General features: G+C 64.3%; 16 protein-coding genes, 1 tRNA gene and 1 pseudogene. 12 read left to right on the top strand and 6 right to left on the bottom strand.

Going from position 1 to position 21,957, the window contains the following annotated elements; translation table 11 throughout:
- Nucleotides 1-126: 126 nt before the first annotated feature.
- Together ACIBG8_RS45320 and ACIBG8_RS45315 are read left to right on the top strand one after the other, a co-directional pair.
- Nucleotides 127-200 (top strand) — tRNA-Ile (locus ACIBG8_RS45320).
- Between the two features lie 279 nt (nt 201-479).
- Complete coding sequence (locus ACIBG8_RS45315) at nt 480-1,898, top strand: hypothetical protein (RefSeq protein ID WP_397349476.1); 1,419 nt, start codon at nt 480-482, stop codon at nt 1,896-1,898.
- A 97-nt stretch (nt 1,899-1,995) separates the two neighbouring features.
- Here ACIBG8_RS45315 and ACIBG8_RS45310 read toward each other — a convergent pair whose 3' ends face one another.
- Nucleotides 1,996-2,205, bottom strand: a complete 210-nt coding sequence (locus ACIBG8_RS45310; protein WP_397349474.1) for a helix-turn-helix domain-containing protein — start codon at nt 2,203-2,205, stop codon at nt 1,996-1,998.
- Entirely contained in the window at nt 2,193-2,393 is a 201-nt protein-coding gene (locus ACIBG8_RS45305; RefSeq protein WP_397349473.1) for a hypothetical protein, read from the bottom strand. Before ACIBG8_RS45305 ends, ACIBG8_RS45310 begins: the two co-directional genes overlap by 13 nt.
- Before the next feature lie 274 nt (nt 2,394-2,667).
- Between ACIBG8_RS45305 and ACIBG8_RS45300 the strand changes: the two are divergent.
- Nucleotides 2,668-3,387, top strand: a pseudogene (locus tag ACIBG8_RS45300) (MinD/ParA family protein); the annotation flags it as partial.
- A gap of 665 nt (nt 3,388-4,052) precedes the next feature.
- On the opposite strand, the gene ACIBG8_RS45295 reads toward ACIBG8_RS45300, so the two are convergent.
- On the bottom strand, nt 4,053-5,408 hold the full coding sequence (locus tag ACIBG8_RS45295; protein WP_397349472.1) for a hypothetical protein: 1,356 nt from the start codon (nt 5,406-5,408) through the stop codon (nt 4,053-4,055).
- Between the two features lie 204 nt (nt 5,409-5,612).
- Here ACIBG8_RS45295 and ACIBG8_RS45290 point away from each other — a divergent pair, with 204 nt between their 5' ends.
- From ACIBG8_RS45290 to ACIBG8_RS45250, 9 genes are all read left to right on the top strand, one after another.
- Complete coding sequence (locus ACIBG8_RS45290) at nt 5,613-6,164, top strand: hypothetical protein (protein WP_397349470.1); 552 nt, start codon at nt 5,613-5,615, stop codon at nt 6,162-6,164.
- Nucleotides 6,161-6,679: a dCTP deaminase domain-containing protein gene (locus ACIBG8_RS45285; protein WP_397349469.1), complete on the top strand. Its 519-nt coding sequence runs from the start codon at nt 6,161-6,163 to the stop codon at nt 6,677-6,679. The genes ACIBG8_RS45290 and ACIBG8_RS45285 overlap by 4 nt, the downstream gene beginning before the upstream one ends.
- Before the next feature lie 9 nt (nt 6,680-6,688).
- Nucleotides 6,689-7,222 carry a dCTP deaminase gene (gene dcd, locus ACIBG8_RS45280; RefSeq protein WP_397349467.1) on the top strand — a complete coding sequence of 178 codons (534 nt, stop codon included), beginning with the start codon at nt 6,689-6,691 and terminating at the stop codon, nt 7,220-7,222.
- On the top strand, nt 7,219-7,632 hold the full coding sequence (locus ACIBG8_RS45275; protein WP_397349466.1) for a hypothetical protein: 414 nt from the start codon (nt 7,219-7,221) through the stop codon (nt 7,630-7,632). Before dcd ends, ACIBG8_RS45275 begins: the two co-directional genes overlap by 4 nt.
- Nucleotide 7,633: 1 nt before the next feature.
- Nucleotides 7,634-8,545 carry a class I SAM-dependent methyltransferase gene (locus ACIBG8_RS45270; RefSeq protein WP_397349465.1) on the top strand — a complete coding sequence of 304 codons (912 nt, stop codon included), beginning with the start codon at nt 7,634-7,636 and terminating at the stop codon, nt 8,543-8,545.
- A complete protein-coding gene (locus ACIBG8_RS45265) occupies nt 8,542-9,576 on the top strand; it encodes an NAD-dependent epimerase/dehydratase family protein (RefSeq protein WP_397349464.1) in 1,035 nt (344 codons plus the stop codon). The genes ACIBG8_RS45270 and ACIBG8_RS45265 overlap by 4 nt, the downstream gene beginning before the upstream one ends.
- Nucleotides 9,573-10,493, top strand: coding sequence for a Gfo/Idh/MocA family protein (locus tag ACIBG8_RS45260; protein WP_397349463.1), 921 nt, complete (start codon nt 9,573-9,575; stop codon nt 10,491-10,493). Before ACIBG8_RS45265 ends, ACIBG8_RS45260 begins: the two co-directional genes overlap by 4 nt.
- A complete protein-coding gene (locus ACIBG8_RS45255) occupies nt 10,490-12,031 on the top strand; it encodes a glycosyltransferase family 4 protein (protein WP_397349462.1) in 1,542 nt (513 codons plus the stop codon). Before ACIBG8_RS45260 ends, ACIBG8_RS45255 begins: the two co-directional genes overlap by 4 nt.
- A gap of 69 nt (nt 12,032-12,100) precedes the next feature.
- The gene (locus ACIBG8_RS45250; protein WP_397349461.1) at nt 12,101-12,922 is read left to right on the top strand and encodes a phosphotransferase family protein; all 822 of its coding nucleotides are present in this window, start codon (nt 12,101-12,103) and stop codon (nt 12,920-12,922) included.
- A 157-nt stretch (nt 12,923-13,079) separates the two neighbouring features.
- On the opposite strand, the gene ACIBG8_RS45245 is transcribed toward ACIBG8_RS45250, so the two are convergent.
- From ACIBG8_RS45245 to ACIBG8_RS45235, 3 genes are read right to left on the bottom strand one after another with little or no spacing between them, the layout of a single operon-like run.
- On the bottom strand, nt 13,080-18,515 hold the full coding sequence (locus ACIBG8_RS45245) for a DEAD/DEAH box helicase (RefSeq protein ID WP_397349460.1): 5,436 nt from the start codon (nt 18,513-18,515) through the stop codon (nt 13,080-13,082).
- Between the two features lie 27 nt (nt 18,516-18,542).
- Nucleotides 18,543-19,508 (bottom strand): hypothetical protein, encoded by a 966-nt coding sequence (locus ACIBG8_RS45240; protein ID WP_397349459.1) that lies wholly within the window; start codon nt 19,506-19,508, stop codon nt 18,543-18,545.
- A complete protein-coding gene (locus tag ACIBG8_RS45235) occupies nt 19,501-21,603 on the bottom strand; it encodes a hypothetical protein (protein WP_397349458.1) in 2,103 nt (700 codons plus the stop codon). The genes ACIBG8_RS45240 and ACIBG8_RS45235 overlap by 8 nt, the downstream gene beginning before the upstream one ends.
- Between the last annotated feature and the right edge of the window lie 354 nt (nt 21,604-21,957).

Raw genomic sequence — 21,957 nt, 5'->3', positions numbered from 1 at the left:
GGGCCTTGGCTCGCGTCGTTTCCGGGGTGGGGGCGGCGCGAGCAGGGGTCGAGACACGGTAAGCTTTTCCCGTCCGAACAACTGGTTCGCGTCCCTTCCGGGGGTGCGATAAGGTTCGGTGTGCGCGGGGCTATAGCTCAGACGGTTAGAGCGCTTCCCTGATAAGGAAGAGGTCCCAGGTTCAAGTCCTGGTAGCCCCACCGAGTTTTCCCACTTCAGAGGCCAGATTCCGTGATCACGGAGCTGGCCTCCTGATCGTTTGTGGGCAATTTGTGGGCAACCCCCGTTGTTGATCAGCGTCGCTGAGCGACTCTTGGCGGTCGGAGACGGCACCTCCCGCTGCTGTCGGGCGTTCAAGTTGATCTCTTAGTTGGCCTGCGATGTGGGCATCATCGACAGTCCGAACGGCAGGTCCGTGAGGACGCCTAGCTCTGTCTGTTTATGGATCAGAAGACTCCGAAATGGGGTGTAATGAGTCCATGGCGGACAGCGACGTCGAACCGGCTCTTTGGGTTGTTGCCGATAATGAGGCAGAGGCCTCAGCGGTTGGGGACCTGTTCTCATCCCAGCCGACGGCTGATGACCGAACCTTCATTCAGGTCAAGCACTTTCGCACCGGCCAAATGCTTCCGCGCGGAGGCAGCTCCCTGGTCATTGTCTATTCCAACGTGGCCAAGCGCGCCCTGGAAGCCGTTCGGGAATTGCGCGCGGCGCACCCGGAGCCCTCTCCCAAGATCGCGGTTGTCACCGACCGCTTCGACGACGCAGTGTTCCGCCGAGAGGTTGGTGCTGCGGGCGCCGACGTGCTCTTCGGCGCTGAAGAGCTGACTTCGATGTGGACGCGGACTTGGCTGCATACGCTGGCCATCCAGCGCGAATTCGGTCTCCCGCACCTCGATCGCAACGTGCTCAACCAGGCGCTACTTCGCCAGGTGAACGCGCGACTCTTGGAGGCTGCATACTTCCCCTTGCCATCGGCCGGAAGGTTCGCGATTGAACTTGAGGCAGAGCAGGCCGATGCGTCACGAGACGACACGTACTTCACTCCTCGATTGATCGCCTTCGTCAACGTCCCTGGAGAGACACTTTCGGGGAAGGCGAGAGTGAGCCGTCAGGCCGTGCTCAGGACACTCAGGCGCGAACTCGGACATCTGGCTTTGGATGTCGCATCGGAGGGCGCAGAAGAAGATCCAAACGGCGACTGGCCGGCGGAGCAGTTCCTGCAAGACGTGGTTGGGTGGAGCACCCAGGCTGGCCAGAAGGTTGTGGCAGCTAAGCCAGCGGTGGTCGCCATGATTGAGCGTCACCTCGACACAATGGTAGATCCGCCGACGGCGGAGGAGGCAGTGCCCGTCTTCGTGCACTTGGCGGGTCGCGTCAGTGTGGAGACGGAGTTCGCTGTGGCTCAGGCGCTCGGACAGGTGGTGGGCGCGTTCGATCTGGAGATCGATGAGAGCCGTGGTCCGGTTCGAGGATCCCTTAGCTACTGGTTCAGGGCTCGCCGCCGGGACGTTCAGAACATCGCCAACTCCGAACTGGGGAAGGAGATGGGGGTTGAGGTCAAACGCGCGCTTCAACTGCGCGCTGTTGACGCCGAACAAGCCAAGGTGGACGACGCGAAGGCCGAGGCTGTATCGAAACTGATTGCGGCTGTCGAGAATCACCCAGTCGCAGTCCTCCAGGTGGGTTCCTTGCTCGTCGTGAAGGCCGATGGTGTCCTGCAGGTTCGAGATCTGACGCCACGAGAGATCGAGCACCTCCGGCGGAATCCGCATGCTTTGGTCAACCCCGCGACGGTGTTGGCTCATCTCCAGACCAGCGTGGACGAAGCATCTTCAGGTCGAGATCTTCCTCTCCCGCCGGCACCGATCAGAAGCGAAGCGACCGCTGACAACTGATCGTTCAGCGAGCGGAGTTGGAACTTCGAGCATGTGGAAGGTGCCTGGTCTCCGAGGAGGCCAGGCACTCATCCTGGGTAGGAGCCAGCCCAGCCCGTCAGGCCTCCTGATGTTCTTCGAGGAGCCGGATCAGTGCGGGTGTCGAGACGCGGTAGAGGTCACCGATCTTGATGATGCGGACAGGGAACCGCCCTTCCCTGGCGAGCTGATACGCCTTCGTCCGTCCGATGCCGAGGGCTTTGGCCGCAGTCTGTAGATCGACGGTGGGAGGCAGGTGGTGGAGATCCGCCACGGTCAGGTTGTGCATGTCTTCACCTCCTCGTGCAACCGGTGGAGGAGTACGAGGGCGTGGAAGGCCTGCTGGGGGACGACGCCGTTGCCGAGGGCGCGCATCTGGGCGGTCCGCGACAGGCCGGGGACGTTAGTGACCCAGCCGTTGGGCAGGCCCATCATCCACTCGACGAAGCAGGCCGCGAGCCGGGGTTGGCCTCGCACGCCGAGTTCGGTGGGGTCAGGGATGACGGCTCGGAAGAGATGTGCCCACCTGTGGACGGCGACGGCGTAAGGCCCCCAGTCCGGGGCGCGATCGGAGGCCACTCGTGAGGCGAGCCCTGGAAGGGTGGGGCGGCCTTGCGAGTCGGTCTGGTGCTGGGAGCCCTTGTCCCCGTCGCAGGCCATGGGGGTCGGTAGGAGCGGCAGTAGTACCGCTGACAAGGGCGGTGAGAAGCCCTCACCGGGTTGACGGCCTGCCGTACCAGTCGGGAAGACCACGACCACGGTCGGGCTGGGCTCCATGCTCGCTTCGATCCGCGGGGATCGGGTGATCGCCGTGGACGCGAATCCGGATCGCGGCACGCTGTCGGATAGGATCCGGGTCGAGACGAACGACACCGTGCGCGACCTGCTGAACGAGCTGATGTCGGCGGACACGGTGCGGTACGCGGATGTCCGGGCCTTCACGTCGCAGTCCCTGACGAGCAGGCTGGAGATCCTGGCCTCCGCCCGCGACCCGGCAGTATCCGAAGCCTTCAGCGCCGCCGACTACCGGGCCGTGGCCAAGCTGCTGGAGCAGTTCTACTCGATCAGCCTCACGGACTGCGGCACCGGGCTACTGCATTCGGCGATGTCAGCCGTGCTGGCCCTGGCGCATCAGGTGGTCCTGGTCACCGCGCCCTCGGTGGCCTCTGCCAGGGCGGCCGAGGCCACGCTCGACTGGCTCGACGTCCATGGGCATGCCGAACTCGCTAAGACGGCCACGGTGGTGCTGTCCGCCGTACGGCCGCAGGGGCGTTCCACGGTGGATCTCGGCGAGCTGGAGGGGTACTTCGGCGACCGCTGCCGGGCCGTCGTCAGCATTCCCTTCGACCCACACCTGGAGGAGGATTCGGAGGTCGACCTCGATCGCTTGGCCAAGCCGACACGCCATGCGTACCTCACGCTGGCCGCCGCAGTAGGCGATGGGTTCGGCGCGCGATCGGCGGCTCGATGAGGACTCGGCTCCCGACGCCGACAGGGGCTCGAATTCCGACCTGGCTGGAGGTGCCTCGGCTCGCGTGGATGCACACGTGGTGGGCAACTCGTGACCGTGTGAGGATGCTCAGGTCGGAGGCGACGCCCACCGGCCTCAAGGTTTACGCCGCCACTGCCGTCGCGGTGAACGCCTCGGTGGGGCTGGTCATGATGCCTCTTGGGCACCTGGTCCTTCGCGGCACCCGTATCCGCAAGGCGCTGATCACGCAAGACATGGACGCGATGTTGTTCATCGCGAACTCAACCGCCCTGGGGCGGGGTGTCCGCTGCTGGTACGTCAGCGACATGCTCGCCTTTCCTCCTGGGAGAGGCGCGGGAAAGCGGCTTCTGGGCGCGCTATGTGCACAGGCGGACCGTGACGGGGCGTGGCTCGCGCTCAACGCCAGCAATCATGAAGTCGCCACGAAGGTGTACGCGCCACTCGGCTTCGTAGTAGTCCCAGGGGATGAGCGCAGGTTTCGCCCCAACATGAGGCGGCCCCCAGGCGCAGGGTTCGTTCTCGTCCCGTGAAGGTCATCAGGTGGTTCCCCCGCCCAGCGCAAGGAAGGTGGAAACAAATAGCCGCCAGGTGCAGTTGTGATTCTCTTCGGAGCGCATTGAAGACCCCAGGTGAGTTGCTAACTCTCACGCAGTCAGGTCGAGAAAGTCTCTCACAATGGCGATGTGTCGATGCGCCGTGAGCTTTTCGCGTAGCTCTCCGAGGGTAGCCGTGGACCTCGCCGACTCAACACCTCCGAGACAGCTCACTGCGTGCTCGGCTACCGCAACCGCCTGGTCCAGGTCGCGAAGAGTCAAATGGGCGTTGGCCGCGCGGGTGAGGTAGATCGCGTGTGTTCGGGGGTACTGATCGTCGCCTGCGTAGTCGGCGTCGATCGCGGCCTCGAACCGCCGAATGGCCTCGCGCGGATCTCCTAGCTCCAGCGCGGACGAACCGGCGATCATCTCGACCTCACCCAGGTCAACCCAGTAGAGGTAGGCCGGGTCATCGTCGTGGACTCCGGCTTCGAGGAAGTCGCGCGCTTCGTCCAGCGCGCGTGCGCAGGCGCGTCGATCGCCTGCCTTGGAATGGGAACGAGCTGCCCGAGCCGCGAGCATCGCACGGAAGCGAGGTGTCGCCCTGCCCTTCGTCTGGACTCTGGCGGCCTCCAGGAGGGCAACGGCATCGCGAGGATCGCCGGCGGTGTACTGCTGGATCGCGCGGAACGAGAGCGCGTAGGCACCGGTCAGCGGGTCGCCCGCTGTTGCTGACGCTCGCAGAGATGCGTCGAAGTACCGCTCGGCCTGCGCATGGAATCCGTCGTCGAAGTGCACCCAGGCACAGCAGCGTGCCGCTTCGGCCGCTGCCGAGTAGAGCCGCCGCCCCGTCGCCTCGTCGAAGCGTGCTTCCTTGACGAGCCCGACGATGAACCCGAACTCCGCCACCGCCAGCTCGCGAAGCTGCGAGCTGCCGACCGCGTCATCGAGGTGACGAAGGTGGTCGAGACGCTGCTCAAGGTGATCGACCATGCCACCGGTGATCTGCCGACGACCTGTGGAGACAGGAGCCGTCATGGCATCAACCGCGTCCTGCCAGTCAGCCACCGAGGCCCCGAGCGCTGCCGACGTCATGACGAGGAACTGGCGTCGATCCACTGGGCCTCCCGCGGCGAGATCCGACAGCCTCTCCACGGTACCTTTCTGACACCCAAAAGTGTGGGTCATGTTTACGCGCCCGCAAGCGCCCACGAGCCACTCCGGCCACGGCTTCTCCACCACGAGGGAGACCGGGATCCCGTGGAGGACGGCGATCGCCTGCTGGGCTGATGGCTCCGGGCTCGCGAGCCCCTTCTCCCATCGGTAGATCTTCTGCCGCTCGTGTGCCAGGCCGCCCAAGCCGAGGGACCGATGTACGGCGTCGAGTTCGCGTGCGTAGCCCGCCATGGAAAGGCCGAGTTCCTCACGGAGAACCGCGAGCGGGTGCCGCTCGGACGACGTGGTCATCACGCTGCTCCCCGGGGGTGTAGGCGCCAGCACCACTACTGTCACGCGCGCGCGAGGCCCTGCCCACCTCCTCGACGGAAAGAGACTACAGCGGGTCAAGCAGAGACTACGGATGATCACTGGAGAGGGCATGGCCCCGCCGGTTTTCATGGCGACAAGCGCAGGTCAACAGCCTTCCAAACCACTTGAAAGGGGCTAATACGCATGCGCAGACTCGCCCTCTATGGTCTTCCCGGAGCGGGGAAGTCCACGTTCGCAGCCTTCCTCGCTGACGAGTTCGCCGCCGTCGGCGCGAACGCCACGGTCGTCAAGCTTGGGGCACCGCTCTACGAGCTTCAGTCGCTCGTCTACGCGACCGCCGGCCGCCCGCTGCTCACCGCCACCCAACAGGACGGCCTGCTGCTCAACGACCTGGCCGTCCACCTGCGGCGGATCAACCCGGACGCGCTCACCGAGTTCTTCGCCGCCAAGGTCGACTCCGCACCACACGATATGGCTCTCATCTGCGACGACATGCGTGCACCCGACGTCGAGGCCATGGAGGCGATGGGCTTCGTCTTGGTCGAGGTCCACGCTCCGGAGGCCGTACGGCTGGCGCGGAAGCACAAGCGCGCCGACCTGACCAAGGGCCGGGACGACCACCCGACCGAAGCGCCCATCGACCGCAGACCCGCCCATCGGATCGCCAACGTCGGCAACCTCACCGCCCTGCGGAACCAGGCGGCCGGAGTCGTGGCGGAGGTGATGACCAGGTGATCCTCACTGGATCCGAGATCGCCGCCGAACTGGCGGCGGGCCGCATCGTCATCGATCCCTTCACCCCGGAACTGGTCAACCCCAACAGCGTCAACTACCGGCTGGGTTCCAGCCTGCGCGTGCACCGAAGCCGGGTGATCGACCCGCTGACCGATCACCCGACCGAGGAGATCGTCATCCCCAAGGAAGGGATCGTGCTCCGGCCCGGCCGCGTCTACCTGGGCACCACGGTCGAACGCATCGGGAGCGGACGCTACGTGCCCTCGCTGATCGGCCGCTCATCGCTCGGACGGCTGGGCGTCTTCCTCCAGGTCTCCGCCGACCTCGGCAACCTCGGCGCCGTGCACCGCTGGACCCTGGAGCTCGTGGTCGTCCAGCCGATCCGCCTGTACGCCGGAATGGTCGTCGGCCAGGTCTCCTTCTGGATGCCCACCGGCCCCATCGACGCCTACCAAGGCCACTTCGGCAACTTCTCCACGGCCGTCACGCCGCCCCCACGCCTGCTTGTCGCATAGGAGCCATCCATGATTCTGACCGGCCTGGAGATCACCCGGCAGCATCGCGAAGGCCGTCTCACCATCGACCCCTTCACGCCTGAACAGGTCAACCCCAACAGCTACAACTTTCGCCTCGGCTCCACGCTCAAGACTTACGTTCCCGAGGTTCTCGACGTCGCCAAGCCCAACCCGGCCGTCGAGATCACCATCCCCGAGGACGGGTTCGTCCTCCGTCCGGACCGCATCTACCTTGGCCACACCGTCGAGGTGATGGGCAGCGACCACTACGTGCCCATCATCCGGGCACGCTCCAGCATCGCCCGGCTCGGCCTGTTCGTCCACGTCACCGCCGACCTAATCGACATCGGCTCCCACAACCAGTGGACGCTCCAGCTGCACGCCGTACAGCCCGTCCGGGTATACCCCGGCCTGCTCATCGGCCAGGTCACTTTCTGGCAGGTCCACGGGAAGATCACCCTTTACGAGGGCAAATACCAGGGCTCGCGTGGTCCGCGGGAGTCGGAGATCCACCGCGACTTCCTCCAGGGGACCAGCACATGACCGGCAACGAGAGGCTCATGGCCGCTGCCCTCGACCTGATCACCTCGCGCTACCGCCTGGCCCGCCACCAGATCGGCGCCGCTCTCCTCGACGCCGACGGTGACATCCACGTAGGCCTCCACCTGGACGCCATGGTCGGTCGCGCCGCCGTCTGCGCTGAGGCAGTGGCGCTCGGCGTCGCGCGCATGGCGACGAACGCACCGATCGTCCTGGCGGCAGCCGTACGGCACCCGAAGCCGGACGAAATCGGCCCCGCCAGGCTGGTCCCGCCCTGTGGGCTGTGCCGCGAGCTTCTCCTCGATCACGCGCCGGGCATCTCCGTGCTCGTCGCCGACGCCCCCGGGCCGCGAGCCGTACCCCTGGCAGACCTGCTTCCCCACAAGTACATCGGCACTAAATGGAGCGCCTGACATGGACTTCAGCACCCCCGAACTCGACAAGCTCGCCGCGAACGTCATTCCCGGCGACTACTTCCAACTGTCCGCCGAGGACGCCCGCGACCGCTACTTCGCCGACACCCGCATGCTGGACGGCAAGCAGCTCGCGCACAACCGGTTCCGCACCAACCCCAGGTCGATGGTCGATCACCTGCTCGGCCAACTGGCCCTCAGCGGGGACGAGCATCTGCTGGACCTCGGGTGCGGCAACGGTTTCGTCCTGGAGCAGCTCCGGCCCCACCTCGCTGACGGCCGGATCGTTGGCCTCGACATCGCTCCCGGTGTCCTGGCCGCCGCCCGCCAGCGGATGACCGGCGTCGCCACGCCCTGTGAGTGGATCGAGGGCAGCGCCGACGACCTGGGCATGCTGGCCGACGAGAGCTTCGACCGGATCACGGCGATCTACATGATGCACTACGTCCCCGACATTGACGCGTGCCTGCGCGAGGCCGCCAGGGTCCTGCGGTCTGGCGGGAGGTTCATCCTCACCACCGATCGGCCCGACTCCATGGTCGAGATGTTCGACGTCCACTTCACCGCGATGAAGCGGATGAAAGCTCCTCCGCACCTGTTCAAGGCCTCGCCGAAGGCGCGCATCTCACTCACCAACGGTCAGGAGCAACTCGCCGCCCACTTCGGTGAGGTCGAGATGCACACCTGGCAGGATCAGCTCCGGTTCGCCGCCGTGCAGCCCTTCCTCGACTTCTACGCCGCGCACAACTACTGCTGTGCCGCCTCCCAGCCTGGCGACGGCCTCGAGCCCGGCTTCTTCACCGAGCTCCGCGAACGCGTCGGGGACCACGTCCAGCACGTGATCGACCAGCACGGCTACTTCGCGGTCACCAAGTTCACCGGCTCCTTCGTCTGCGGGGAGCCGCTGCGATGACTTCCCTCACTGGAGCCCGCGTCCTGGTGACCGGGGGAGCCGGGCTGATCGGGGCGGCCATCGCCCGGCATGTCCGCGCATCCGGCGGCGCGCCTATCGTGCTGGACGACCTTTCCGGCTACGACGCCGTCACCTACCAGGCCCTCGGCTTGGATCCCGACCTGGTCGTCGGCGACATCAACGACGAGTCGTTGATGGGCCGGCTCACGCGGATGAGCGACTTCGTCGTCCACGCGGCCGCCTTCTCCACTGTTGCCGGCTGTACTCGCGACCCCGACCAGGCGTTCCAATCGAACCTCTCCGGTACCCATCAAGTCCTTCGCGCCGCTGCTCGGGAACAGGTCAAGCGGCTGATCTTCATCTCCTCGGCCCAGGTCTACGGTCACGGCGTCCAGGGACTCGACCAGGTGCAGCACTTCGTCGAAGACCAGCCGATGAGCCCGCTGAACCCCTACGCCGCCGCGAAGCTGTGGGGGGAGTCCCACACTCGGCACTTGCTCGACGCGGCCGGGGTGGACTACACGATCGTCAGGCCCTTCAGCGTGTACGGCGAGCGCCAGATCCCCAAGCCTGGTGCCTGGTCCTGGGTGGTCGCGCAGTTCTGCATGTACGCCACGCTCGGCCAGCCGCTCCCGCTCAACAACAGTGGTCGACAGGTTCGCGACTTCGTCCATGTCGATGACGCGGCCGAAGGGATCTGTCGTGCTCTCGTCGCGCCCCGCGCGGGCGGTGCCACCATCAACATCGGCTCGGGCCGGACCACCAGCATCCTCCAGGTCGCCGAGCTGGTCCGCGACCATCTGCCGGACACGGCCTTCCAGGCGGCCCCTCGCCCTCTTCACGATCCGCTGGGCGGCTGCGCCGACATCGCCCGGATGACCGAGGTCCTCGGCTGGCAGCCCGCGATCACCGTCGCCGACGGCGTGGACCGCTACTTGAACTGGCTGCGGGAGACCCCCGAGGCGATCCCCGTATGGCTGCCCGGCGAGCGCGACCGGGTCTCGGCCTGGAACTCGGGGGTGACGCCATGAGGAACCTACGCGCGGGAGTCATCGGTCTGGGCTGGGCAGGGACCGTGCACTGCCAAGTCCTGGAGGCGCTGGCGGGCGTCGACCTGGTCGCCGTCGCGGACACCGCCTACCGGGACGTGTCCCACCTGCTCACGCTCGGTCTGGACTACTGCGTCGTCGCGACGCCGACGGAAACCCACGAGCAGATCGGCATCCTCCTCGCCGAAGTCGGCATCAACGCGATCATCGAGAAGCCGTTGGCGTCCACGCTGACCGCCGCGAACAAGCTGATCGAAGCCTTCGCCACGAATGGGTTGGTAGCAACGGTCGGCCACACCGAACGCCGTAACCCGGCCATCCGCGAAGTCGCGACGCGCCTGCGGGACGGCGAGTTCGGCGCGATCCACGCCATCTCCACACGCCGCAACAGCCCGTTCCCCGAACGGATCCGCGATGTCGGCGTAGTGACCGACATCGCCATCCACGACGTCGACCTCGCCGCATGGCTGGCCGCGAGGCCAATCGAGTCGGTCAGCGCGCGCATCCGGCACGTCTCGGGACACCCGCACGAAGACCTGGCCACCGCAGTCTGCAAGCTCGACGACGAGACCCTGGCCACCATCCAGGTCAGCAGGATCACCCCGTTCAAGGAGCGCATCCTCACGGTTCACGCCGAGGCAGGCACCATCACCGCCGACGCGGTCAGCCGAACCGTCACCCACTACACGTCCGCTGGCGCCCTCACCTCCGAGATCACCGGACCGGAGCCCTTCCAGGCTCAGCACGAGGCATTCCTCGACGCACTGCGTGGGCGCGGCGACGACATCGTGTCGCTGAGCGAGGGAGCCGCCGCGGTCGCCGTCACCGAAGCCATCCACCGCTCCGCCCGGACAGGTACGGCATGCGCCGTCGAGAACCTGGAGGCGAACCCCAGATGATCATCGACACCGTCGTCCAGTTCTTCCCACGAGGCGGATCGGCCCAGGTCATCCGCTACCTCTCCGAACAGCTCACCGGCAGGGGACACACGAGCCGGATCCTGTGCGGTTCGCTCGGGCAGCCGGGCGACTTCAGCCACGCCCCCACGTTCTACGCGGGCATGGACATCGGGCCGATGGACTACAACCCGGCCGCCAACGCCTACGCTCGCGGCTACAGCGGGATGGACGACCAGCGCGCCCCCTTCCATCCCTCCTACGAGGATCGCGGCCCGACAGCCCCCGATCGGATGTTCACCGCTATCCCGCCGCACACCATCGATCACCTGGTGAACGCCTGGGCACGGCATCTGAAGTCGGGGCGCAACGACCGTTCGGACGTCGTCCACGTGCACCACCTCAGCCACCTCCAGCAGGCGGTCGCCCATGCGTACCCCGGCGTTCCTCGGATCACCACCTTCCACGGAACCGACCTCAAGCTCCTCGACCAAGCGCAGGCGATGACGAGCCTGGCCAGAGAGGTATGCCTGTCGCCAGCAGTACTAGCCGACGCCTGCCGTAACCGGCTGCTGGCCCGGCTGCTCGATGCCGCTCGCCTTACCGACGAACAGCGAGAACGCATCGGGGCAATCGATTGGCCACACTGGGCGTACGCCGATGCCTGGGCTGATTCCATGCGCGACCACGTTCGGCGCGCCGGTCGCATCGTGGTGGTTTCCGGAAGCGATCAGGTAGAGGTGAACCGCCTGCTCCACGTACCTCGCGAAGCCATCACGGTGATCCCCAACGGTGTCGATACCAGCCGGTTCATGCCCAAGCGGCTCACCGCCGACCAGCGACTCGCCCACCTCCGGCGCTGGCTCATCGATGACCCCAAGGGCTGGCTCCCAGGCCGGCAGCCCGGCAGCATCCGCTACGACAGCCTGGCGCCGATGCTGACCGCCGACGGCGGGCTCCGGCCCGCGATTCTCTGGGTCGGGCGCTTCCAGCAGGTCAAGCGGCTGGACGTCCTGCTCGAAGCCTTCGCAGCCACACTCAAGAAGGCTGATCCGCAGCCGGTCCTGCTGCTCTGGGGCGGCTACCCAGGCGAAGTCGAGGGCGATCATCCACGCACGATCGCCCGCAGGCTCGGCATCGACCAGCACGTCTACTTCGTTGGGTGGCGCGGACACGACGAACTCCCGGACGGTCTAAATTGCGCCGACCTCATGGCGGCGCCTGCGGTCAACGAGAGCTTCGGCATGGTCTACATCGAGGCTGCCGCCTGCGGCGTCCCATCGATCGCGACCAACACCGGCGGGCCTGCCTCGCTCATCACGGCTCACGGACCGGATGCCGACGGCTGGCTGGTCAAACCCGACGACCCTCACAACTTGGCCGTCACCCTGGCGGCGGCGCTGGCAGACCCGGCCGAACGACTACGCCGCGCCATCAACGGGGTGGAGAAGGTACGGCGGGGCTACGCCTGGTCACGGGTGGCTGACCAGTACCAGGAGGTCTACGAGGACGAGCGCCGATCTGCGGACTCGACGCGCTGAGGCGCGCTACTCTCCGTCCACCGGCCCACACGCCGTGCGCCGGTGGACGGAGGCAAGGGAGCCAAGCGCGTGGAAGGCCAGTCGACCACCCACGACCTCGACATCCGCGACGACATCGTGATCAAGCGGTATCGGTCATGGGATCGAAGGGAGCCCCACCGGGAGTGGCGAGCTCTCTCCGTCCTCGCTGAATACGCCCCAGGGTTGGCGCCGACGCCCGTGCGTGCTGACGTGGACGGCGATCCGCCGATGATCGTCATGTCGAGGATGCCTGGCACGCCGCTGCGGGGCACCACAATGACCGAAGAGCAGACCGTCGCCCTGGCTGAGGCGCTGACCAAGGTGCACTCCGCCGTCCCCACCGAAGTCGTGCGGACGATTCAGCCAGCCGCTTGGGGGCCGGCCGCGGCGGTGGACAAGGCCCGCTTGTGGGCCGAAAAACAACCCGACCTCGGAACGGATCCGCGCGTCGCCGACGCGTACGCGCTGGGTACAGCTTGGCTGGCCAGCGCGGATCCCGACCATCTCACAACGAACCCCATGCCGCCGACCCTCGGCTCTTCGGACAACAACAGCGCGAACTACCTGTGGAACGCGGCTGAAGGCCGGGTGCACATCGTCGATTGGGAGGACTCAGGGCAGAGCGACCGAGCTTTCGAGATCGCCGAACTCATCGAGCACATATCCCATATCGACGATTTCTCCGATCGGGAAGGCATTCTTGATCACATCCACCTCGACAACCAGGAGATCGTCCGAGTGCGGGACTTTCGGCGCGTCCTAGCCCTGGGTTGGTTCCTTATGCTCGGACCGGCCGGACCATTTGCGTCCAGGAACCCACCAGACACCCTGGCGAAGCAGGCAGATCGGATCCTCTGTTTGTTCGGCTGACTCGTTGATCGCGAATCGGTCGACGTTCCGGAGTGTCCGACCGCCTGGCTTCTATGTAGCCGGCACAGCCCCGCACTCGCTGAGTGGATCATCGTTGAGCCTGAGGTGCCACAACGCAGTGCCCTCCCCACGAGGGCGGACATAGGGGCCGCTCGGATTAGGGTCCGAGCAGGGTCTGCAGCCGGGACTCGACCCATCCTGGTCGCCGAAGCAGCTCGAAGGTGTCGACCGCGACAACGATGCGGCCCTCAGGTTCCGTTCGGTTGTTCACGTTTTGGAAATCACCGAATACCTGGAAGCCCTCCTGCTCCAAAGCTTTGAAGGCGCGGGCAACTCGTTCGGAAGGGTTTCGGCCTGTCCAGAGTTCTAGCGGGTGTGTAACGACGACTACCTGCTCGCCGTACTCGGTCTCTCGCAGGACTGGCATACCCTCCACTACGGAAGCCTCCCAGTGCGGGAAACTAGTGGCGAATTGCTGCGCCCGGTCGAATGCGTATCCGTCAAGATCGGCAAAGTCCGGTTGCGCGCCCACGAGCACGTCGGTCATCTTGACGGCTAGTCGCCAGTCCAAAAGGGGATGGTAGGCGGTGTTGGCGAAATCCCGCAGGCAGTCGTAGCAGGAGGAGTCGCACACCCGTGTGGTCCTACCTCCCATGTGATGTTCCCGGATGTCGGTTGCGGTCTCCCCTGCGGCGGTCAGAAGCTCGGCTGTGTGAGCGCCAAGCCATGTCGCGTAGCCTGCGCCGTTCTCCAGGACGTCGGCGAGAAAGACTTCCGCCTGGACATCCCCGGTGCTTGGTGCCCGGATGGGGTACAGGCCAGCCGAAAGTTCCCGTGCATCCACATCGAGGAGGCGGACGGCTGCCAGCCTCAGCAGGGTAGCCATCGACAGCCAGGCTGCCCGGGCGGCGATCCTCCGTGGATCGACCGACAACCCCGCCAACGACCGAGGCATTCCGATCAGGAGGACATCAGTAAGTTTCGCAGATGCTAGAGCGAGCGTTCTCTCGTCAGTTGCTCTTGGCTGCCAAGGAAGGCCCAGATCGTTTGCCCGGTCACGATCAGCCAGGAGATCGATGTCGATAAGGCCGTCATGCCCGGGAACGCGGGCGAGGCGGAATCCGTCGCCCTTGCCAGCGTTCACAACGACCACGCGGCCGGACCCACTACGGAAAGTGGCTGCTGTGGTATCGCTTTCGACGAGAGGTAGAGCGCTGTCAAGGGTGAGCCGGGCGGTCCCTCCGCGTGGCGTGAACTCGTACGTCCCGTCGTAGTCTTGGGGAGTGAAGCTGGTCCGGAAGCCGAGTGGTTGGCATGCCGGCAGTACGCGGTAGCCCTCATCGGCTTGCGTCTCGCATACTTGGCAGGCTTCGGCATCAGGTTCGAGGCTGACGGATAGGCATTCGGAGCACATCCCGACGGTGATTCTCTCGCGATCGGGATCTTGCTCGGGAACCCACCGCCCACGCTGGCGTACGTAAGAGACCAGGCCAACTGCGGTGTGCAGTGCTTTGTCCTTCACCACTTCCCCGCCGGGCGCCCACTCCGAGATCGCGATTTCGATGTCCCGATCGATCGCGTTGTCGACTTCAGCCCCCCGCTGTGAAGGGGGGCCTTGGTGCAGGTTGCGAACCCGGGTCGGGAATCCGAACATCGGCAGTACACCTTGTTCTGCAAGGGTCTGCGCAAGGGGGGCGCTGCCGGGTGCTCCATCCACGACTGTGTCGATCCGCGTGGCCAGGTCCTGGGTGACCTCGGCGGCTAGGAGTTGCGCCCTGGCACGGTCCTGTCGCCCTTGCAGAAGCATCTCGGCAATCCGGGTGCTTTCCATTCGGTTTCCGGACAGCCACGCCCGCACGTTGTCGCGGACTACGGCCCATCCCACGACCAGGCCGAGGGGCCCATGCACGTCGCGTCCTGGATCCCAGCCGGGTGTATCGGCCACGGACCGGAAGGCCAGCCTAAGCAGTTCCGCCGCGAGGCAGCGCCGGACGATCTCGTCTCGGCTGAGATCGATATATGGGCTTGGTGGCGGGTCGCCGGTGATCCGATGAGGATGTTGGAAGTAGTGATCGTCGTGGGTGCGCGTCCCGCGACAGAGGGTGAGCGCGAGACAGAGGTGATCTCGACGGCGTCCTGCGCGACCTACGCGCTGCTGGTAGTTGAAACGTTGAGGCGGCATGTTGGCCATGACAACGGCACGCAGCGCGCCGACGTCAACACCAGCCTCCATGGTGGTCGTGACGCTGAGCAGGTCGATACCGTCCACGGCCGGGATCTCGTCATCACTCAGGAACACGCCTTGGAAGAGGGCTTGGCGCGCCTGCGAGTCGACTGTGTCGGTTTGTCCTGTGAGTTCTTCACAATGCAGGCGAAAAGGTTGACCCGCTTGGCGGGCGAGGTACGTGTAGTAGTCGAGTTCGATGGCAAGGCCAGCTTCCAGGGGCTCCGGGGCGGGAAGTGGTCCCAGGCAAAAACTGCAGACTCCGGCTGAAGGGTGCAAGTGCCGACGAGTGCAGCGAGGACATTTCCACTGCTGACCGGCAGCAAGGCGCAGGCGGATACTCGCCGGGTCGAGCCGGAACTCCCCATTACCTAACTGGAGGGCACGCTCCACGTCATCGATGAGGCTATCGCGATTGACGCTCATCCGGTCAGCTACTTGTTTGATATATCGCCGGGCTGAGCGGTGGAGCCTGGCTGGCGCCTGTGGTCTTTGATCGGCGAACTGCTTGCGCAGGCCAAGCAACCGCACGGTTGACAGGCACACCTGGCGGAAGGACTCCCGGTCGATTAGGCCGGTTCCTGCAGCAAGTTGTACATCGCCGTAGGCAACGCCCAGAGATTCCAGGTCGCGGCCGCCGCCAGCGAAAACTGCCTGCTGCACGTGTGCCCGGACAGTCTGGGCAATTTCAGCGCGGAGATCTGCTTGCTCTTGCGTTAGCTGGTCACCCTCGCAGGCAACGGGTGATCCGTTGGACCAGTCGTACAAGGTTGTCCAGGAACGGTCGTCGGCAGATTTCGCGAGCGATTGCACCGGGCCTCCCGGATGAACACCGAGTGCGACCGCTCCGCGTGAGACTGCATTGGCAAGTTCAACGAGAGTGGGGGCCGGAACTGACGTGCGATATTCACGGACGAGCTGTTCGTCGTCGACACTGCCCAAGCCGCTGATTACGCCTATCAGAGCTCGGAATACGTCAGGCGCTGCAGCAGTAAGGGCAGTCAGCGCCTGCTGGGCCTCGATACTCTCGTCGGTTCGGTTCAGATAGCCCTCGGCGAGGGTGACGGTGTCGCGAGGGTTGTCTATTACCGCAATAACAAGCTGTCGGACGAGATCCTGATAGTGAGAGCGCTCAAGGCCGGCCGAGATACGTGCGGCGTCTTGACGGCTATCAGAGAAGACCACCAGGTTGGTAGATAGCAGGCGGTGCAACGCATCGGAAAGCACCTGGTTGGCCTTCTCGAAACCGGTACCCATCGTCCTGATTGGGGATCGGGATCGGGACGGGTCCTCGAAGGGTCTGACTCCGATGAACATCTCTCGGTCGTCGTGGCATGCCGGGCAGACGGTGGGAAATGAGCGGATCCTTCTTCTCGCATCAGGTGGAGTCGCGTCAGCGACGAGCACGTACCCTGTGATCTGGCCTGGATCTTGAGTGACTGCTACACGTCCGCTGGCAGGGTCGAGTCGGGCCCCCGTCCAGGTAAAGGTGTACTGAGCGCGGACGCTATCTCCGACGCGTCCCCCCTGTTTGCGGAGTGGCCTGAGGTCAAGGTCTGCCCTGGGGCCGTCCGTGGGAATATATATGCTATAGATATCTGCATTCCGGTCAAATCGTGCTTTATCTGGTAATGATTCCAGATTTGTGGCCGTGGACACCAGATAGCGAACACCAGGTACGGCGTCGGCGAGTGGTGAGTTGAATCCACCCAGGTATGCCTCTCCACACGTCTCGCAATAGAGAAGTTCCAGCACACGGGAACCGCACCCGCATGTGTAGCGTGGGGTGCTATAGACCTTCCCGACGAGGCGAGGTGTGGTGTCATCACCACGCTCCGGCGATACCTCGCTGCACTCGCGGTCGCTGCATGCCCACATGCCCGTTACGTTGCGGAAGAACAGATGCAGGCGCAAACGCGAACCAGCATCTTGGACGCCGTCCAGTAGTCCGATGAGGATGTCGGTACGGTTGGTGGCCTCCGGGATCGGATGGCCTGGGAACAGGGATGTTGCGACCCTTTCAATCGGCCTGGCACGGAGTCCTCCGCCGCCATCGGAGAAGGCATGCTGGAGTGCTGCGTGAAGTGTAGTTTGAGGCGGAAGCTCTGGTGCTTGTGCGTCGACCTGTGCAGACCATGGCAAGAGGTCGGCGGGGCCACTGACATGGACACGTTCCCCGCTGAGCACCTCGAATCCCTCGGGTGGTCGACCGAAAAAATCGGCAAGAAATCGCCGATCCTCCCGCTTCTCTGAATCCATAGAGGCCGATGTTGCGATTACGGCCAACTGAGGCGATTCCATAGTAAGGCCGAGGCGGTCAACCAGTCTGCGCAGCAGGTATGCGACCTCGGTTCCCTGGGTGCCTCGGTACATATGCAGCTCATCGACAACGAGGGTGAGGACGTTTCCATGAGATTCAGCGAGCCAGCGCCGGGTTCGGTCGAAGATCTGATCCTCGTCGGACCGCATAAGCATGACATTGAGCATGCTGTAGTTGGTGACGAGAATGTCCGGTGGAGCGCTGTGCATATCCCATCGCGAGCGCATTTCGGCGCCGAACGGACGCTGGAGGAAATACCGGGCCTCCTCATCGGCGATTAAGCCGTCGCGGACGCGCTGCTCGAGGGACGCATAACGGCGGTCGAGCATGGCCAGGGAGCTACGCAACTCCTGATTCTTCTGAAGGTTAGACGAAGGGCCGGGAACCGGGGTCCTGCCCGTGTAGCGGCCGAAGTAGAACCTGTTTCCCCCGCGGTGTCCATTGAGCCATGCCCGGACAAGCGGAGAATCTAGGCTACGTCTCAACCGGATCATCTGATCTTCGACCAAAGCGTTCATCGGATAGAGGAATATCGCACGCACTGCGGCTGTGCGTCCTCCTGGGCGCCGCTGAGGTTCCCAGCGATGGCCTTCCCTCCACCACGCTCTGCCGTCGGGGTTGCTGGATGCCGGTGCCCACTGTCGTGATTCGCCTGCGAGTCGGGCAAGCACTGGCGCGAGGAACGCCTCTGTTTTGCCCGAGCCAGTGCCCGAGGTGATGATCACATCGCGTCCGCCGAGGTGGTGCTCCAGGGCCTGCGCTTGATGGGTGTATAGCTGGTTGATGCCGGTCAGAAGGCCTGCGCGCAGCAAACTGGGCAGCTCAACGAGTCGGATTCGTTCGCACAGCTGCTCAACAGTCTCGGACGAGAGCTTGTATTGAGGGAGAAGCTCCAAATAGGGCTCCTGGAACAACACCCCTGGCGTGTTGAGCAGTTCCAGCACCTCATCAGCGACCTGGAGGTCTCGCAAGGCGTACGCGGTCGCGTAATACCGATTGAAGTATCCGGCAAGCTGGCGGTGGGCAAGCAGTGGAGAGAGGCCGACCATGTCGCTCCTTCAAATGTAGGTTGCCCATTAGACCCGCACGTCGAGTTCCTGTTTGAGTGATCTGGCGATCGTCTCGGCGAAATCGTAGTTGATGTTTATGTACTTCACGTAGTCCCGGTGGGATCCGTTCCCTGAGCCCCCAGGTAGGCCATCAGGCAGCCAAGCCAATTGGGGCAGAAAGCCACTGCGGAGTACTGCTGCTCGGGCATGCAGCCACGGCAGCTGCACTCGGCTCGGCACATACAGCTCGCGGCGCTCATGATGATAGTGAAGTATCTGCTGCCTGCGGCGGGCGATCTCTGCGTACATGACGGATCGCTTGTCGGATACGAAGCCCTGCCCTTGGATCCAGTACACGTATTGGTGGCCACGGTAGCGTTGATACTGATACCCGCCGCGGGGTTCTGCGCCATTGGCGGGAATCCACTCAGGTATTTCTGAGAGCGAGAGTTTGTGGGGCTCTACGCCTGCCGGGCCCCGAAGGACAGCTCGTCCTCGCAGCAGGTCAGGAAGATTCGGGAGGATCTGAGCGAGCTGCTCGGCAGCGTGATGCTCGAAACGGATGCCGAGTGTGCTGCAGACCTCCCTGGCCGACTCTTCGCTGTGCATGGCCAACAACTGAACCGAAGGGCCGCCGCGTTGCAGAATCGGTGGTAGAGCGACAAGCGACGAGGCCAGCCGCCGCATGCACAGGTTCTTTTCATCTGCTAGCCCAAACAGCCGCTGTAGCATGAATATCGGTCGCTGGCCGATGAGTAGGGCATAACCCGCTCCGTCAGCTAGTACGGACATGACAGCCGGCGTAACGCTCCACTGCTGACGGTCGTCATCGGCTTCGATGTGACCGAGGGTCTGCATATTGCGGAGAATGATCTTCCAGTGAAGGGGCCGCATTCCTTTTTGGCCTGCGGCGAGCCACTCGTAGGTGTCCTGGAAGGACCCGTAGGTTCCCGATACGCGTTCGGAGCACCAGGTGAGCAGGTCGTCAAGCATGGGGATCACTGCCCCTCAGATAGCGGTCCCAGGTGGCGGTGGCCCCGTCCAGGATGGTCACGTCTCCGTCCGCGAGTTGCCACCACTCGGCAGTGCTGAGCATGCGCCAGCTGCTAGGGAGCGTTCCATCGCTTCGGTTGCTGGCCACATTGATCGTTTGGGCAGTGGACCTACCCGCTTGGTCGATGAGCAACAGCCACCGTGGCCGGAACGGCATAGCCGCGAGCAGTTCCTCAATATTCATGCGGAGAACAGGTAGTCCAAGATCGGATAGCCAGCCCGGCGGTGTCGTAGATGGCCGCAGCTCGGCACCCACTCCGCGCTCCCCGAGCGCGAACGCGCGGTCGGTAACGGACGCACTCAACTGCGTGCCTAGGTAGGACGGCGATGCGCAAACGGCGGCACCGCATGCCCATCGGTTCAGATTAGGCCCAGCCTCACTCGCTCTCTCGCCACTGGAACGGCTCGTGGTCGACTGGGAGGTCGATGGCAGGACGAGTTCCGGGCGAGGGCACAGTCGGCCGTTGGCGCGAACAGCCAGACGTACCGTGGGTGCGACGGTTATCTCCCGTAGCCGATCTACAAGTTGGAAGGTGAGCCTGCACCCGTCAACGGCCACCTCATGCGCACCGGGTTCTCTTGCGAAGTCGGCAAGCCGGATTGTGGATTCAGTGGATTCAGGCAAGCTGAGGGCCTGCGAGCCGTTGAGTGCGATGGCGGGGATGGCGCCATCTTCGGGCCCCTGGGGGATAAGCAGGTCGGGAGCGTAGCCCGCTAGATAGATGTTCCTGTCGGGGGAAAGTCGCAGCCCGCCTACCAAGCGAGCGAGCTGCCGATGATGCGGCACGAGGGGTCCCAGGCGTACGGGAGCGGGGACGGTGCGGGTGGGAACATAGCCCGAATAGGCGACCCAGCCACTAGGGATACGTGCCCTGCGGATCTTGCGGATAGCGTCACCACCCGCATGTCGCATCACGATTTCCGCCTCTGCGGCAAACGTCTCCCGGACGAGAACTCTGTGGCTGAGACCAGCTTCTGCTCCATCGACGGTGACCCACATGCCGAGGACATCATCGATCTGGAAGACGTAGCAGTCTGTGCGGGGCAGGAGCAGCTTGGCAACCGACCCGTCCAGTTCAAGGACGGCGCCAGGCACAGGGTTACCCAAGTGCGCCGGCAAGAGCATGCGTTCCACATATTCGGGAATCGGCAGCTCCTTGCCGTCGATCTCCAATACAACCCCACGCAGCTGGGTTGGAACGCGCACGGCCAGGCCGTACGGTTCCCCGGCATCAGTGGACGTGAGCAGGAGCGACAAACAGGCCCGCCCAGAAGGGTCCCGGACAAGTCCATCAAACCGTTTCAGTTCCTGTGCTAGCACACGGCCCAAGATCGATCGCATTTGCGCATTTGCCAGGACCTGCTCCAACTTGCCGCAGTTTCCACGCAAGCGCAGCCATTCCTCGAACCGTGCGAGGAGGTCCGCTTCGTGCACGTTGTCGTCACGCGATGCGCCTAAGGACGCGAGGAACAGGCCAACGTGAGTGCGGTCGGCACCAGTCAGCACCGCCTGCGAGATCGACCACCCGATGTGTCTGGTAGCCGGATGCGTCGCGGCGGTAGCGAGTCCTCTTCTGGCCTTGAGGAAATCATCTAGCCACCACTTGAGCAGGTCCCAAAGCTGGGGAACATGAGTGTCGTAATTTTCCGGCATTCCATCGCCAGGAATGCCGAGCAACTGCCGGAGCGGTCGGTAGTAGGAGAAACGTCCCCTGTCTGAGTCCGGACGTCGATCCATGCGCGCGGCCGCCAGCACGGTTGCGGCGAGCACGGCGATGAAAGGCGGATCGCCGTGCGCGCCGTCTTTGCGCCACCGATGTGCGGCGAGCACTACCTCTTTGAAGGGGTCGCGACCGTGAACCCTGGTCTGGACCGCTGCCTCGAAGTCTGTCGCGGGCTCCCTCTGTACGGCGTCGTCGGCCCCGCCCAGTTCCTCAAGCAGAGCGTCGTTCACGGCCAAGTAGACAGGGACGCATGAAGCACCCTCGTTGAAGAAGCGCTGCGCGATGGCTCGATTCCATCCGGCGTAGTCCACGTAACCACTCCCTTGCGTATGAAACACCATAGAGGCGGCGTGCGACATTTTCCGAAATGGAACTGATTTTCGATAATGAAACCAATCGAGGTCTACTATCGATTTGTGGCTAATTGACACTTATGTCGGTATTTCTCTCGTGGTGATCCCGCTCCCTGGTCCGGATGAGGCGGTCGCCAGCACCCGCTTCGCGCTTCCTGGATGTAGGCCACATGCCAAACCCGCGTCGCTTGTCTTGTCGGCGTCTCGGCTCGTCTTGTTACGAGCGAGCAGTAGGCAGCACAGGGGAGTTGCGTCCGCAGACGATCTGCCCGATGATTTCCTCGATCGAGACCGGTCGTGGCCTTGACATAC

This window comes from Nonomuraea sp. NPDC050556, from assembly GCF_044457355.1.
In the GTDB taxonomy this organism is placed as follows: domain Bacteria; phylum Actinomycetota; class Actinomycetes; order Streptosporangiales; family Streptosporangiaceae; genus Nonomuraea.
Note: the sequence above shows the minus strand (reverse complement) of the source record. Positions and strands in the feature narration are given on the sequence as shown.

What these genes read in the sequence shown, in the direction of transcription:
- ACIBG8_RS45315 (WP_397349476.1), top strand. Translation starts at nt 480, where the DNA reads ATGGCGGACAGCGACGTCGAACCGGCTCTTTGGGTTGTTGCCGATAAT.
- ACIBG8_RS45310 (WP_397349474.1), bottom strand. Translation starts at nt 2,205, where the DNA reads ATGCACAACCTGACCGTGGCGGATCTCCACCACCTGCCTCCCACCGTC.
- ACIBG8_RS45295 (WP_397349472.1), bottom strand. Translation starts at nt 5,408, where the DNA reads ATGACCACGTCGTCCGAGCGGCACCCGCTCGCGGTTCTCCGTGAGGAA.
- ACIBG8_RS45290 (WP_397349470.1), top strand. Translation starts at nt 5,613, where the DNA reads ATGCGCAGACTCGCCCTCTATGGTCTTCCCGGAGCGGGGAAGTCCACG.
- dcd (WP_397349467.1), top strand. Translation starts at nt 6,689, where the DNA reads ATGATTCTGACCGGCCTGGAGATCACCCGGCAGCATCGCGAAGGCCGT.
- ACIBG8_RS45275 (WP_397349466.1), top strand. Translation starts at nt 7,219, where the DNA reads ATGACCGGCAACGAGAGGCTCATGGCCGCTGCCCTCGACCTGATCACC.
- ACIBG8_RS45270 (WP_397349465.1), top strand. Translation starts at nt 7,634, where the DNA reads ATGGACTTCAGCACCCCCGAACTCGACAAGCTCGCCGCGAACGTCATT.
- ACIBG8_RS45265 (WP_397349464.1), top strand. Translation starts at nt 8,542, where the DNA reads ATGACTTCCCTCACTGGAGCCCGCGTCCTGGTGACCGGGGGAGCCGGG.
- ACIBG8_RS45260 (WP_397349463.1), top strand. Translation starts at nt 9,573, where the DNA reads ATGAGGAACCTACGCGCGGGAGTCATCGGTCTGGGCTGGGCAGGGACC.
- ACIBG8_RS45255 (WP_397349462.1), top strand. Translation starts at nt 10,490, where the DNA reads ATGATCATCGACACCGTCGTCCAGTTCTTCCCACGAGGCGGATCGGCC.
- ACIBG8_RS45245 (WP_397349460.1), bottom strand. Translation starts at nt 18,515, where the DNA reads ATGGTCGGCCTCTCTCCACTGCTTGCCCACCGCCAGCTTGCCGGATAC.
- ACIBG8_RS45240 (WP_397349459.1), bottom strand. Translation starts at nt 19,508, where the DNA reads ATGCTTGACGACCTGCTCACCTGGTGCTCCGAACGCGTATCGGGAACC.